Source organism: Rathayibacter sp. AY1E3 (genome assembly GCF_002932235.1).
In the GTDB taxonomy this organism is placed as follows: Bacteria; Actinomycetota; Actinomycetes; order Actinomycetales; family Microbacteriaceae; genus Rathayibacter.
Genome location: NZ_PSVN01000008.1, coordinates 82807 through 96553, shown reverse-complemented (window position 1 = coordinate 96553; position 13747 = coordinate 82807). Strand labels below are relative to the sequence as shown.

The window sequence follows — 13747 nt, the reverse complement described above, 5'->3', positions numbered from 1 at the left end:
CCTCCCGAGAGGCCCCTGTGACCCAGCTCACCCTCGTCCGCCACGGCCAGACCGACTGGAACGCCGCCCGGCGCATCCAGGGCAGGAGCGACATCCCGCTCAACGCGACCGGGCGCGCCCAGGCGCGGGCGGCGGCGCGGCTGCTCGCCGACCGGCGCTTCGACGCGGTGGTCGCCAGTCCGCTGCAGCGCGCCTTCGACACCGGAGCGATCATCGCGCGCGGTCTCGGCCTCGACGAGCCGCTGGCGGTGCCGGGCCTGGCCGAGCGCGCCTACGGCGAGGCGGAGGGGATGACCGGTCCCGAGCTCGCCGAGCGCTTCCCCGGAGGCATCGAGCGCGCGCCGATCCCCGGCTGCGAGACCCGCGCCGAGGTCGTCGAGCGGGCGACCGCCGCGCTGCTCGAGGTGGCCGAGCGCTTCCCCGACGCGTCCGTCGTCGTCGCCACGCACGGTGCGGTCATCGGCAGCCTGATCCGCGCGCTCAGCAGCGAGGACCTCCCCGTGCACGGCGTCTCGGTCGGCAACGGCTCCCGGCACGACTTCGCGATCGTCGACGGGGCACTGCGCATCGTCGGCGTCGACGACTCCGGCGACGTGGTCGTGGCGGACGTCGACCTCGACGACGTGCTCAGCCCGGCCCCGGGAGCCTGACGGCCCGCCTCCCGGAGGCGGTCCGATCGCCGGACCGCGTCAGCGCCGGCCGAGGTCCTGCAGGAGCCCGAAGAGCACCCGGGCGGAGTCGCGCCAGGAGAAGGCCGCGGCCCGCTCCCTCGCCCGGGCCGAGTGCGTCCGCCACACGGCGCCGTCCTCGAGCGACCGCACACCGTCCGCGATGCCCTTCGCGCTCGACGGGTCGACGTACACGGCGGCGTCCTGGGCGATCTCGCGGAAGATCGGGATGTCGCTCACCACGACCGGCGTCCCGAGCGCCATCGCCTCGACCAGCGGGATCCCGAAGCCCTCGTCCCTGCTCGCCGTCACGAGAGCGGTCGCCCGCGCGAGCACCGCGCGGTACTCCGCGTCCGGCGCCCCCTGGTGGAACACCAGCTTCGCGGTCGGCGCCAGGGCCCGGAGCGTCTCGACGGTCTCGTCGCTCGCCCGACTCATCAGGTGCAGCTCGTAGTCGGGCAGCAGCCGCATCGCGCGCGCGAGCGTCTCGACGTTCTTGTAGGGCATGAACGAGCCCATGTAGACGAGCGAGCGCGCGGCCGACCGGTCGGGCAGCGATCCCGCCAGAGCGGCGCTCGCCTCGTCGGGCTCGGTCGCCGCGTTCGGGACGACGACCACCGGCCGGGTGGTGAGGCGGTGGGAGCGGATCAGGTCGCGGGTCGTCTCCGAAACGGTGACGACCGCGTCGGCGCGCTGGAGGAGCCTCCGCTGCGGCCACCAGGCGAGGTGGTAGAGCCGCCAGAGCGCGCGCACGGGAGCGGCCAGGTCGCGCGGCGGAGTGCGGTGGCGGTAGTAGATGAGGTCGTGCACGGTCAGGACGAGCCGGTAGCGGCGGCCGAGCGAGCCCATGGTCTGCATCGGCGAGAAGACCACGTCGGGCCGCAGCCGGTTCACCAGCAGCGCGACGAACGGCTCGAACGGGCTGGTCGGCCCGGTCACGCGCTCCCACGGGAGCGACGGGAGCATCGCGAGCTGGCGGCGGTCGCTGATCAGCATGGTCACGTCGTGCAGCTTCGCGAGCTCGCGGACGAGCTCCGCGGTGTAGCGGCTGATCCCGTCGTGCCGCTCGAGCCGGGTGTACCGGCAGTCGACGACGATCCTCATCGGTCGATCCCCTCCTCGAGGGCCGTCCGCAGCACGGCGGCGGCCTCGTCCGGCGTCTCGTAGTGGATCAGGTGGCCGACTCCGTCGATGACGTGCAGGCGGGCGTGCGGCAGCCTCTCGAGCAGGCGGTACTGCGCCGGGAGCGGAGTGATGTCGTCCTGCGCCGCGGCGATCAGCTGGGTCGGCACGCCGATCCGGGAGGCGTACTCGCCGACGTCGTGCGAGACGGAGGCGCGGAACGCCTCGAGGACCGTGTCGCGGGAGGCGAAGGCGCTGAAGTAGCGGTCGTGCTGGTCGTGCACGAAGCGTCGCAGCGCCGGCTCCTTCGTCTTCACCATCGCCAGGCTCATCACCCGCACGATCAGCGGGTCGCTGAGCAGGCGGCGTCCGAGGGGCCCCGGCAGGAGCGCGCCGAGCCGGTAGTAGAGGACGGCGAGCCTGGTCAGGACGCCGCGCGGACCCTGCAGGGCGGGCGCGCCGATCGGGTTGACCAGCACCAGGAGCGGAGCGGGCAGCCCGTCGGCGACGGCCGCGGCCGCGACGATCGAGCCGAAGGAGTGGCCGAGGACGGCCGCCTCGCCGCGGAGCCCCAGCGTGTCGAGGAAGGAGCCGAGCCAGGAGGCGTAGCCGTCCACGTCGTGCGGCAGGCGCGTCATCGGGGTCGAGGCGCCGAAGCCGGGCAGGTCGGGAGCGACGACCCGCACGTCCGCTCCCCCGGCGAGCAGACGGGCGACGACGGGCTCGAGGCCGTGGTGCTCGCCGCGGAACCCGTGCACCAGCACGAGGACGGTCGAGGCGTCCGGAGCGCCGTAGGTCCAGTAGGCGGTGCGGGATCCGGCGACGTCCACCGCGGCCTCGCGGACGGGGACACGGCCGAGATCGGAGGCGTAGGGGGAGGGAGTGGTCATCGCGTTCCTTATCGTAGGGAAAGCCCGTCGAAGATCTGGCCGCAACGCCTTGCGTGGCCTCGATCCGAGCCGGGAGCATGATCACGCGCTCGCAACACGGCGCACCGCCCACCCGTCTCGCGAGACGGTCATCCGCTCAGGCAGCAGCAGAAGGAGCACCGTGAGCTTCACGTCGCCGATCCAACTCCCCGGACTAGCCCTCGACCCCCAGTGGTACCGCCGGGCGGTGTTCTACGAGGTGATGATCCGGTCGTACTACGACTCCAACGGCGACGGCGCCGGCGACATCAACGGGCTCGCCTCCAAGCTCGACTACCTGCAGTGGCTCGGGATCGACGCCCTCTGGCTCCCGCCGTTCTACATGTCGCCTCTGCGCGACGGCGGCTACGACGTCTCCGACTTCAAGGCGATCCTCCCCGAGTTCGGCACGATGGAGGACTTCCGCGACCTCGTGCGGAAGGCCCACGAGCGCAACATGCGCATCGTGATGGACTTCCCGCTCAACCACACCAGCGACCAGCACGAATGGTTCCAGCAGTCCCGGTCCGACCCCGAGGGCCCCTACGGCGACTTCTACGTCTGGAACGACACCGATGACAAGTGGCCGGACATCCGCATCATCTTCGTCGACACCGAGGACTCGAACTGGGCCTTCGACGCCGAACGCCGCCAGTTCTACTTCCACCGCTTCTTCTCCCACCAGCCGGACCTCAACTTCGAGAACCCCGCCGTGCACGAGGCGATCCACGACGTGGTCAAGTTCTGGCTCGACCTCGGCGTCGACGGTATCCGACTCGACGCGATCCCCTACCTCTACGAGTCCGACGAGGGCAACGGAGAGGGCGAGCCGCCCACCCACGAGTTCATCAAGAACCTCCGCACCATGGTCGACCGCGACTACCCCGGCCGCATCCTGATCGCCGAGGCGAACCAGTGGCCGCGGGAGGTCGCCGCGTTCTTCGGCACGGAGGAGGAGCCCGAGTGCCACATGGCGTTCGACTTCCCGGTCATGCCGCGCATCTTCTACTCCCTCCGCGCGCAGACGGCGAACGAGCTGAAGAAGGTGCTCTCCGAGACGTTCGACATCCCCAGCGGCGCCGCCTGGGGCGTGTTCCTCCGCAACCACGACGAGCTCACGCTCGAGATGGTGTCCGAGGAGTACCGCCAGGCCATGTACGGCTGGTACGCCTACGACCCGCGGATGCGCTCCAACATCGGCATCCGCCGCAGGCTTGCGCCGCTTCTGGACAACTCGCGCGCCGAGCTCGAGCTGATCAACGCCCTGCTCTTCTCCCTCGCCGGCAGCCCGTTCCTGTACTACGGCGACGAGATCGGCATGGGCGACAACATCTGGCTCAACGACCGCGACGCGTCGCGCACGCCGATGCAGTGGACGCCCGACCGGAACGCCGGCTTCTCGGCCGCCGACCCCGGCAAGCTCGTGCAGCCGATCGTCCAGTCGCTCGTCTACCACTACAACCAGGTCAACGTGGAGGCGCAGCTGGCGCAGTCCCGCTCCCTGCTGCACTGGATGCGGAACGTCCTGCACGTGCGCCGCGGCCACCCGGCGTTCGGCCTCGGGTCGATGCGCGTCCTCGAGACGGACCACGAGTCGGTGCTCGCCTTCGTGCGGGACTACGCCGGCTCGGGGTCCGAGATGGGCGACCAGCCCGAGGAGGTGCTCTGCGTCTTCAGCTTCAACCACAACCCGGTCTCGGTCACGATCACGGACCCGGAGAACCCCGGATCGACGCTCAGCGACCTGTTCGGCGGCGGCCGCTTCCCCGGATTCTCGGACGACGGCACGCTGACGATGACGCTCGGCACGCAAGGCTTCTTCTGGCTCCACGTCGCCAAGGCGCACGAGGCCCGCTGACCCGGCAGCACGCCGAGGGGCCTCCGGCCGATGTCGGAGGCCCCCTTTAGGCTGTCGGCGTGAGCACCACCGGAACGACCGAGACGCAGACCGAGCCGATGCTGTTCGACGAAGCCGAGCGGGCGCTCGTCCCCTCCGAGGGGGCGCGGTGGTTCGACCTGCTGGCCGTGTTCGACCTCGAGACCACCGGCATCGACGTCCGCACGAGCCGCATCGTCACCGCGCACGTCGGCGTGATCGACGCGGCGGGCGAGCCGATCGAGGGCACGACCTGGCTCGCCGATCCCGGGGTCGAGATCCCGGCCGGCGCCTCCGCCGTCCACGGGATCAGCACCGAGCACGCCCGCGCGCACGGCCGCCCCGCCGGCGAGGTCGTGGCCGAGATCTCCGAGGCGCTGCGCTCGCTCCTCGCCCGCGGCATCCCGGTCGTCGTCTACAACGCCCCCTACGACCTCTCGCTCCTCGCCCACGAGGCGCGCCGCTGGGGCGTGCCCGTGCTGCTCGACCCGAGCCCCGTCGTCGATCCGCTCGTGATCGACAAGGCGGTGGACCGCTACCGCAAGGGCAAGCGCACCCTGACCCTCGCCGCCGAGCACTACGGCGTCGCCCTCACCGAGGCGCACGACGCGGGCGCGGACGCGATCGCGGCGGGTCGGGTCGCCCAGGCGCTGGGCCGCGCCTTCGCCGACGAGCTCGGAGTCGGCGCGGAGGCCCTGCACGCGCTCCAGGTCGACTGGTGCCGCACCCAGGCCGAGTCCTTCCAGGAGTACATGCGCCGCGTCCGCGACGAGTCCTTCGTCGCCGACGGGGGCTGGCCGGTCCGCCACTGACCCCTCAGGTCAGCGTGCGCCCCTCGCGCAGGAGCGCCACGTACTCCGCGATCCGCCGCTCCCGCGTCGCCGCCCGCTTCAGCTGCGAGAGGCGGAAGAGGAACGCGAAGCGCTTCTGCCCGCCGACGGTCGCGAAGAAGGCCAGGGCCTGCGGATCCGCGTCGAGCGCCCGCTGGAAGTCGTCCGACACCTCCGCATCGCGCTGCCGGTAGGCCGCGTCCCAGCGCCCGTCGGCGCGTGCCCGCTCGACCTCGGCCAGCCCGCCCGGCAGCATCCGGCCCTCCGCCAGCAGCCGTGCGACGTGATCGCGGTTGACCTTGGACCACGGGCTAGCGCGACGCCGCGGGGTGAAGGCCTGGAGCTTGAACTGCTCGTCGAAGGCTCCCGCCTGACCGTCGATCCAGCCGTGGCAGAGCGCGATGTCGAGCGCCTCGGCGTAGGTGATCCCCGGATCGACGGCGGCCTTCTTCCGCAGCTTCAGCCGGACTCCGTCCGGGTCGGGCTCGCCGCGGAGGTAGGCGTCCCACTCTTCAGGAGTCGTGAACGGCAGGATCGGCTTGTCGGCGAAGGACACCATGCCGGGACGCTACCGCGCCGGCTCCCCGACGGCCACGGCCCGCCCGTCGGCGCAAGCCCTCGCTCCGCGGACCGCGGCGCTGTGGGATCGGGTGAGCACGTGTTCCCCCTCCCCCCTCTCGCAAGGAGAAGTCATGCCCACGATCCGCACGGTCACCGTCCTCGGCAGCGGAGTGCTCGGCTCCCAGATCGCCTTCCAGTCGGCCTTCCACGGCTTCGCCGTCACCGTCTACGACCTCTCCGACGACGTCCTCGAGTCGGCGCGCGAGCGGCTCCGCGGTCTCGCGGGCGTCTACGAGTCGGTGCCCGGCGGCGTCGCCGGCGGACCGCAGGAGGCGCTCGACTCCCTCCGCCTCACCTCCGACCTCGCGGAGGCTGTCGCCGACGCCGACCTCGTGATCGAGGCCGTCCCCGAGGACCTGGGCCTGAAGCAGGAGCTGTACGGCCGCCTGGGTGCGCTCGCTCCCGAGCGCACGGTCTTCGCGACCAACTCGTCCACGCTGCTCCCCAGCGACCTGAAGGCCTCGACCGGCCGACCCGACCGGTTCCTCGCGCTGCACTACGCCAACCACGTCTGGGCGCAGAACACGGCCGAGATCATGGGGACGACGGACACGGACCCCGCCGTGGTCGACGCCGTCGTGGAGTTCGCCGTCTCCAGCGGCCTCGAGCCCATCAGGCTGCAGAAGGAGAAGGCCGGCTACGTCCTGAACTCGCTGCTGGTGCCGCTCCTCAACGCCGCGTCGGGGCTGCTCATGGGCGGCTACGCCGACTACGAGACCATCGACAAGACCTGGAGGATCGGCACCGGCGCCCCGCTCGGACCCTTCCAGATCTTCGACGTCGTCGGTCTGCGGACCGCCTTCAACATCGCCGCCGCGGCCCCGGACGAGGCCTCCCAGGCGTTCGCCGCCCACCTGAAGACGGAGTACCTCGATCGCGGCCGCCTCGGAACGGCCACCGGAGAGGGCTTCTACCGCTACTGAGGACCGCCCCGCGGGAACGACGAAGGGCCCCCGACCGTGAGGTCGAGGGCCCTTCGAGGAGTGCTACTTGCCGAAGTTCTTGTAGCGGCTGTTGAACTTCTCGACGCGGCCGGCCGAGTCCATGATGCGCTGCTTGCCCGTGTAGAACGGGTGGGAGGCGGAGGAGATCTCGACGTCGATGACGGGGTAGGTCACGCCGTCGAGCTCGATCGTCTTGCTGCTCTTCGCGGTCGAGCGGGTGAGGAAGGTCTCACCGGACGCGAGGTCGCGGAAGACGATCGCGGAGTACTCGGGGTGGATGTCGGTCTTCATGGTCGTGTCCTGTCGTCGATGGTCCTGAACCGCACCTGTCGTCGACGGGAACGGGTGGATGAGGGCGGGCGCACCGCGAACGGGCCCGAACCAGCTACCGAGAATACCAGACCGGCAGCGCGCGCAGAAGTCGCGCCGCGCCCGGACCCCGGAGCCGGGGTCAGCCGCGGGCGCGGGCCGAGAAGCGCCCGTTCTCGCGGGTGAGAGCGATGTCGAGCCCGAAGGTCTCGGCGAGCGTCGCCTCGGTCAGGGACTCGGCCAGCGGGCCCGCCGCCACCACCGCTCCGTCGCGGAGTAGCAGGGCGTGGGTGAAGCCGTCGGGGATCTCCTCGACGTGGTGGGTCACCATCACGATCGCGGGCGACGCCGGGTCCTTCGCGAAGCCGCCCAGCAGCTGGACGAGCTCCTCGCGGGCGCCGAGGTCGAGGCTCGCGGCCGGCTCGTCGAGCAGGAGCAGCTCGGGGTCGGTCATGATCGCGCGGGCGATCTGGACGCGCTTCTGCTCGCCGTCCGAGAGCGTCCCGAAGGTGCGCTCGGCGAGGTGCTCGAGCTTCCACTCGGACAGCACGCGGCGGGCGCGGCGCTCGTCGATCGCGTCGTAGCCCTCGTTCCAGCGGCCGGTGACGGCGTAGGCGGCGGTCATCACGACGTCGAGCACGCTCTCGCCGGCCGGGAGGCGGCGCGCCATCGCGGTCGAGGCGTAGCCGATGCGCGGACGCAGCTCGAACACGTCGACCCGGCCGAGGGTCTCCTCGAGCAGGTGCGCGGCACCGGTCGAGGGGTAGTTCTGCGCGGCGGCGATCTGCAGGATCGAGGTCTTGCCCGCCCCGTTGGGGCCGAGGATCACCCAGCGCTCGTCCTCGGCCACGTCCCACGACACGTGGTCGAGGATCCGCTTGCCGTTCCGGACGAAGGACACATCGACGAACGAGACAACGCTGGGCATGGGAGCCATTCTAAAGGAGGCGGCCGGGAGGCTCAGACGAGCGAGTCGTAGATCGCCCGGGTGTCCCGCGCGATCTGCGTCCAGCTGAAGTGGCTCTGCGCGCGCTCGCGGCCCGCGGCGCCCATCCGCTTCGCCGTCTCCGGGTCGGCGACGACCTCGGCGAGGGCGGCGGCCAGGTCGGCGACGTAGCGCTCCGGGTCCACGGGGGTGCCGGTGCCGTCGGTGACCTGCTCGATCGGGACGAGACGGCCGGTCACTCCGTCGTCGACGACCTCCGGGATGCCGCCGGTCGCCGTCCCGACGACCGCCGCACCGCAGGCCATCGCCTCGAGGTTGACGATGCCGAGGGGCTCGTAGATCGAGGGGCAGACGAACGTGGTCGCGTTCGTCAGGACCGCGGAGAGCTGGTGGCGCGGCAGGTGCCGGTCGATCCAGACGACGCCGGTGCGCTCCTCCTGGAGGCTGCGGACGAGGGAGGTGACCTCGGCCATGATCTCGGGGGTGTCGGGGGCGCCCGCGCAGAGCACGAGCTGCACCTCGGGAGGCAGGGTCGCCGCGGCGCGGAGCAGGTAGGGCAGGCCCTTCTGCCGGGTGATGCGGCCGACGAAGACCACGGAGGGGCGCGAGGGGTCGATGCCCAGCTCGGCGAGGACGGCCTCGTCCTCGACCGGGTGCCAGGCGTCGAGGTCGATGCCGTTGTAGACCACGTGGACCTTCGCCGGGTCCAGGGCCGGGTAGGAGCGGAGGATGTCCTCGCGCATGCCGCCGGACACCGCGATCACGGCGTCGGCGTTCTCGTACGCCTCCCGCTCGATCCAGCTCGAGACGCGGTAGCCGCCGCCGAGCTGCTCGGCCTTCCACGGACGCAGCGGCTCGAGGCTGTGCGCCGAGACCACGTGCGGGATGCCGTGCAGGAGCTGGGCGAGACGCCCCGCGGCGTTGGCGTACCAGGTGTGGGAGTGGACCAGGTCGGCCCCCGCCGCGTCCTGCGCGATCTGCAGGTCGACCCCGAGGGTCTGCAGCGCGCCGTTCGCCTCGGCGAGCTCCACGGGGACGGAGTACGCGAACGTGCCCTCCTCCTCGCGCGGCGCGCCGAAGCAGCGCACCACGACCTCCAGGTCGCTGCGCAGCGCCTTGGTGAGCTCGGCCACGTGGACACCGGCTCCCCCGTACACCTCGGGCGGGTATTCCTTGGTCAGCAGATCGACTCGCACCCCCGAACCGTAGTACAGGGCGCTCCCCCGGCGACAGCCTGGGTCCACGGGGAAGCCCGAGCCCCTACTGTGGTGCCATGCAGTCAAAGAAGATCTTCGGCATCGTCCTCGCCGGCGGCGAGGGAAAGCGCCTCATGCCCCTCACGGCGGACCGGGCCAAGCCCGCGGTGCCGTTCGGCGGGCAGTACCGGCTGATCGACTTCGCGCTGTCCAACCTGATCAACTCCGGTCTCACTCAGATCGTCGTGCTGACGCAGTACAAGTCGCACTCGCTCGACCGCCACGTCTCGCAGACCTGGCGCCTCTCCGGGCTCCTGAACTCCTACGTCGCCTCGGTCCCCGCGCAGCAGCGCCTGGGCAAGCGCTGGTTCAGCGGCTCGGCCGACGCGATCCTGCAGAGCCTCAACCTGATCCGCGACGAGAAGCCCGACATCGTCGTCGTGGTCGGCGCCGACCACGTCTACCGCATGGACTTCTCGCAGATGATCGACGCGCACATCACGTCCGGTGCGAAGGCGACCGTCGCGGCCATCCGCCAGCCGATCGAGCTCGCGGACCAGTTCGGCGTCATCCAGCTCGCCGGTGACGAGGCGGGCGACGGCATCGTCCCGACGATGATCTCCGAGTTCCTCGAGAAGCCCAAGGACGCCGTCGGCCTGGCCGACTCCCCGCACGAGGTCCTCGCCTCCATGGGCAACTACGTCTTCGACGCGGACGCCCTGATCGACGCGGTCATCCGCGACGGCGAGTCCTCCACGTCGGACCACGACATGGGCGGCGACATCATCCCCGACTTCGTCGCGCGCGGCGAAGCCGGCGTCTACGACCTCAAGCTCAACGACGTCCCCGGCTCGACCGACCGCGACCGCTACTACTGGCGGGACGTCGGCACCATCGACTCCTTCTTCGAGGCCCACCAGGACCTCATCTCGGCGCTGCCGGTCTTCAACCTCTACAACCAGCAGTGGCCGATCTTCTCGTCGCAGCTGAACTCCCCTCCGGCCAAGATCGTCCGCGACGGCAAGGGCAACATGGGATCGACGGTCGACTCGGTCGTCTCGCTCGGCACCGTGATCTCGGGCGCGCACATCGAGCGCAGCGTCGTCGGGCCCTGGACGGTCATCGAGTCGAACGCGACGGTCACCGATTCGGTGGTCTTCGACAAGGTCCGCATCGGCCCGGACGCGCTGGTCGTCCGCGCTATCCTCGACAAGGACGTCGTCGTCGAGCCCGGTGCTCGAGTCGGCGTGGACCACGACCGCGATCGCGAGCGCGGGTTCACCGTCACCGAGTCGGGCATCACCGTCGTCGGCAAGGGCGTCGTCGTCCACCCGTAGCACCCCCGCGGGTCGAGCTCTGCGCCCCGGCGCGCCCACCCGACCGATCGGACCGGCCCATGAGTGAGCGTCCTGCGACGCCTGCCCGCTTCCTCGTCGTCCTCGACGCGGACTCCACCCTCCTCCAGGACGAGGTGATCGAGCTCCTCGCGGTGCACGCCGGCTCCGAGGAGCGCGTCGCCGCCGTCACGGAGCGGGCGATGCGCGGCGAGCTCGACTTCGGCGAGAGCCTCCGCGAGCGGGTCGCCACTCTCGCCGGGGTCCCGGAGTCGGTGCTCCCCGGTGTGAGCTCGGGCGTCCGCGTCACGCCCGGCGCCGCCGAGCTCGTGGCCGGCGTCCACGCCGCCGGCGGCCGCGTCGGTGTGGTGTCCGGAGGGTTCCACGAGGTCCTCGACCCGGTCGCCGGTGCGCTCGGCCTCGACTTCGTCCGGGCCAACCGCCTCTGCTGCGGGGACGGCCTGCTGACCGGAGCGGTCGACGGGGCGGTCATCGACGCCGCGGCCAAAGCGGAAGCGCTCCGCGAGTGGGCGGCGGTCTCGGGCGTCCCGCCGCAGCGCACGATCGCCGTCGGCGACGGTGCGAACGACCTGGAGATGATGGCGGTCGCCTCCCTCGCGGTCGCCTTCAACGCCAAGCCCCTGGTGCGCGAGCGCGCCGACCTCGTCGTCGGCGGCCTCGACCTGTCGCAGCTGCTGCCTGTCCTCGGCCTCCGCGGCTGAGGCCCGCCTCCCCCGGCCTCAGGGAGGTCAGCGGCCCGCGATCGCGACGAGTCCGGCGCAGCCGAGCGCCAGCGCCCAGCTGACGAGCGAGCCCACCAGGAAGTACTCCGCCTTCTCGCCGCTGCCGCCGTCGCGGGAGATCTCGGGGAAGCGCACGATCCCCTTGGCCGCGAGCACGGCACCGGCGAGGCCGATCGCTCCGGCGAGCGTGAGGCCGGCGATCAGCAGCCGCTCCAGCGGTCCGATCGTGCGCCCGCCCTGGAGGTCCGGCAGGCGGGCGTCGGCCGGCTCCCGACGCGCGAACCGCTCGCTCCAGCGCGGGCGCGGCGCGGGCTCGGCCTGCGGGAGCTCGCGGAACAGTGCCGCCCGCACGATCACGTTGCCGCTCTCCAGCAGGAAGAGCCCGGCTCCGACCGCCAGAGCGAGCTGCTCGATCGGAGGGAGCGTGCTCGCGACGATGGTCGGCGCGAGCGGCCCCGTCGGGATGCCGACGGCGCGGTCGACAGCGGTCAGCACCAGGACCGCCGCGACGAGGGCGACGGCCGGACGCAGACCCCCGGGCGGCCGCGCGTTCTCGACGGTCGTGGTCGTCAGCAGCCAGGCTCCGGCCAGGACGACGACGATCGCCGCACCGAGCGGCGGGGCTCCGACGAGGAGCGCTGCGGTCACGGCTGCGGCGGCGAGCACGGGGATCGCGAGGAGGGCCGCACGGCGGCGGAGGTGCGTGCGCGCGAGGTCGCCGAGGCCGATCACGGCGAGCAGCAGCGCCGTCAGCACGTCTCCTCCAGCAGGCGCGCGCCGGCGAGGAGGGCGCCCGCTCCCGCGCGCCGCAGCGCCTGCGAGACGGCGGGCTGCGAGATCGACTCCTGCTCGCCCAGCTCCTTCTGCGACGCTCCGCGCAGGCTCCCCAGCACGAGTCGGCGATCGCGCGCGCTGAGCGCTCCGACCAGCGCGTCGCGGGAGAGGAGGTAGGCGTTGACGGCCGCCTCGCCGGAGTCCCCGTCGGCGTCCCCGGCGACGAACCATCCGCGGGCCGTGGGCACGGCACCGTCCTCGAGCGCGTGGGCGCGATCGATGGCCTCGCGCGCGCGCCACCAGCCGGACCCGTCCTCGAGGTCCCCTGCTATCCCCGACCCGACCACCCGCACCTCGCCCAGGCCGATGCCCGCGCGGCAGTCGACGCCGGCCGGGAGCGAGAGGCGCGCCTGCAGCGTCGCCCGGAGTGCGGCGTGGACGGAGGGGTAGATCGCCTGGAACTCGTCGCCGACCGTCGGGTGCAGGGGCTGGATCGCCGGGACCGCGGCCTCCACCTCGGCGAAGCCCCGCTCGATCTCGCGCTGAGCACCCGCGCGGTCGACGAGGGAGCGGGAGGTCACCAGGTCCAGGAGCACGGCGACGACAACGGAGGAGGTCATCGCATAAGCCTAGAGCTTATATCCGCCGGATATAAGCCCAGGGATTATCGGTCAGTGGCCCATCCCGAGGCCGCCGTCGACCGGGATCACGGCACCCGAGATGTACGCCGCCTCGTCACCGGCCAGCCAGCGCGTGACCTTCGCGACCTCGGCAGCGGTGCCGTAGCGGGCGAGCGGGATGCTCTTCCGGTACTCCGCCTGCTGCTCCGGCGAGAGCTCGGCGGTCATGTCGGTCTCGATGAAGCCGGGAGCGACGACGTTGGCGGTGATGTTGCGGGCGCCGAGCTCGCGGGTCAGCGAGCGGGCGAAGCCCACGAGGGCGGCCTTCGACGAGGAGTAGTTGATCTGGCCCGGCGACCCGTAGAGGCCGACCACGCTGGAGATGAGGACGACGCGGCCGAAGCGCTGCTTGAGCATCCCCTTCGATGCGCGCTTGACGACGCGGAACGCCCCGGTGAGGTTCGTGTCGACGACGGACGTGAAGTCCTCCTCCGTCATGCGCAGCAGCAGGGTGTCGCGGGTGATGCCCGCGTTCGCCACCAGGATCTCGACCGGGCCCAGCTCCGCCTCGACCTGCGTGAACGCGGCGTCGATGGAGGCGGCGTCGGTCACGTCCGCGACGACGGTGAGGGAGCCCTCCGGACCGGATCCCGAGCGCGCGGTCACGGCGACCCGGTGACCGGCGGCCACGAACTCCTGGGCGATGGCGAAGCCGATCCCCCGGTTGCCCCCGGTGACGAGGACGGTGCGCGGCGTGGTCATGGTGTCCCTCCTGCCGGCGCTCGTGCGGCGCCGGGCGACCCGTACATCCTAGAGGCGCGTCGCGCAACAGATTCCGGGATGAGGCCCTCCCGGC

At 71.8% G+C, this 13747-nt stretch carries 15 protein-coding genes; 6 read left to right on the top strand and 9 right to left on the bottom strand.

Features of this window, described 5'->3' with window-relative positions:
• Positions 1-17: 17 nt before the first annotated feature.
• Complete coding sequence (locus C5C53_RS08700; RefSeq protein WP_104232621.1) at positions 18-650, top strand: histidine phosphatase family protein; 633 nt, start codon at positions 18-20, stop codon at positions 648-650.
• 39 nt (positions 651-689) lie between these two features.
• Here the strand turns inward: C5C53_RS08700 and C5C53_RS08695 are convergent, their stop codons facing one another.
• On the bottom strand, positions 690-1772 hold the full coding sequence (locus tag C5C53_RS08695) for a glycosyltransferase family 1 protein (protein ID WP_104225279.1): 1083 nt from the start codon (positions 1770-1772) through the stop codon (positions 690-692).
• Complete coding sequence (locus C5C53_RS08690) at positions 1769-2680, bottom strand: alpha/beta fold hydrolase (RefSeq protein ID WP_104267330.1); 912 nt, start codon at positions 2678-2680, stop codon at positions 1769-1771. Before C5C53_RS08690 ends, C5C53_RS08695 begins: the two co-directional genes overlap by 4 nt.
• A gap of 160 nt (positions 2681-2840) precedes the next feature.
• Between C5C53_RS08690 and treS the strand changes: the two genes are divergently transcribed.
• The gene (treS, locus tag C5C53_RS08685; RefSeq protein ID WP_104221970.1) at positions 2841-4556 is read left to right on the top strand and encodes a maltose alpha-D-glucosyltransferase; all 1716 of its coding nucleotides are present in this window, start codon (positions 2841-2843) and stop codon (positions 4554-4556) included.
• 98 nt (positions 4557-4654) lie between these two features.
• Positions 4655-5386: a 3'-5' exonuclease gene (locus C5C53_RS08680; RefSeq protein WP_104267361.1), complete on the top strand. Its 732-nt coding sequence runs from the start codon at positions 4655-4657 to the stop codon at positions 5384-5386.
• Between the two features lie 4 nt (positions 5387-5390).
• On the opposite strand, the gene C5C53_RS08675 is transcribed toward C5C53_RS08680, so the two are convergent.
• Positions 5391-5963, bottom strand: coding sequence for a YdeI family protein (locus tag C5C53_RS08675; protein ID WP_104267329.1), 573 nt, complete (start codon positions 5961-5963; stop codon positions 5391-5393).
• 133 nt (positions 5964-6096) lie between these two features.
• Between C5C53_RS08675 and C5C53_RS08670 the strand changes: the two genes are divergently transcribed.
• Positions 6097-6948, top strand: coding sequence for a 3-hydroxyacyl-CoA dehydrogenase (locus tag C5C53_RS08670; protein ID WP_104267328.1), 852 nt, complete (start codon positions 6097-6099; stop codon positions 6946-6948).
• Between the two features lie 63 nt (positions 6949-7011).
• Here C5C53_RS08670 and C5C53_RS08665 read toward each other — a convergent pair whose 3' ends face one another.
• The 3 genes from C5C53_RS08665 to glgA all read right to left on the bottom strand — a co-directional run bounded on the left by C5C53_RS08665 (position 7012) and on the right by glgA (position 9420).
• Positions 7012-7260 carry a type B 50S ribosomal protein L31 gene (locus tag C5C53_RS08665; RefSeq protein ID WP_068253003.1) on the bottom strand — a complete coding sequence of 83 codons (249 nt, stop codon included), beginning with the start codon at positions 7258-7260 and terminating at the stop codon, positions 7012-7014.
• 160 nt (positions 7261-7420) lie between these two features.
• Positions 7421-8206 carry an ABC transporter ATP-binding protein gene (locus C5C53_RS08660; RefSeq protein WP_104221964.1) on the bottom strand — a complete coding sequence of 262 codons (786 nt, stop codon included), beginning with the start codon at positions 8204-8206 and terminating at the stop codon, positions 7421-7423.
• Positions 8207-8238: 32 nt separating this feature from the next.
• Positions 8239-9420 (bottom strand): glycogen synthase, encoded by a 1182-nt coding sequence (glgA, locus tag C5C53_RS08655; RefSeq protein ID WP_104267327.1) that lies wholly within the window; start codon positions 9418-9420, stop codon positions 8239-8241.
• A 77-nt stretch (positions 9421-9497) separates the two neighbouring features.
• On the opposite strand from glgA, the gene C5C53_RS08650 reads away from it, so the two are divergent.
• Both C5C53_RS08650 and serB read left to right on the top strand, forming a co-directional pair.
• Positions 9498-10757, top strand: coding sequence for a glucose-1-phosphate adenylyltransferase (locus tag C5C53_RS08650; RefSeq protein WP_104221960.1), 1260 nt, complete (start codon positions 9498-9500; stop codon positions 10755-10757).
• A 59-nt stretch (positions 10758-10816) separates the two neighbouring features.
• A complete protein-coding gene (gene serB, locus C5C53_RS08645) occupies positions 10817-11476 on the top strand; it encodes a phosphoserine phosphatase SerB (protein ID WP_104262940.1) in 660 nt (219 codons plus the stop codon).
• Between the two features lie 27 nt (positions 11477-11503).
• Here the strand turns inward: serB and C5C53_RS08640 are convergent, their stop codons facing one another.
• Genes C5C53_RS08640 through C5C53_RS08630 form a run of 3 tightly spaced genes read right to left on the bottom strand, consistent with a single transcriptional unit; the run spans position 11504 to position 13653 of the window.
• Complete coding sequence (locus C5C53_RS08640) at positions 11504-12253, bottom strand: hypothetical protein (protein ID WP_104257560.1); 750 nt, start codon at positions 12251-12253, stop codon at positions 11504-11506.
• Positions 12247-12891: a SatD family protein gene (locus tag C5C53_RS08635; RefSeq protein WP_104267326.1), complete on the bottom strand. Its 645-nt coding sequence runs from the start codon at positions 12889-12891 to the stop codon at positions 12247-12249. The genes C5C53_RS08640 and C5C53_RS08635 overlap by 7 nt, the downstream gene beginning before the upstream one ends.
• 51 nt (positions 12892-12942) lie before the next feature.
• On the bottom strand, positions 12943-13653 hold the full coding sequence (locus tag C5C53_RS08630) for a beta-ketoacyl-ACP reductase (protein WP_104225284.1): 711 nt from the start codon (positions 13651-13653) through the stop codon (positions 12943-12945).
• Positions 13654-13747 lie beyond the last annotated feature (94 nt).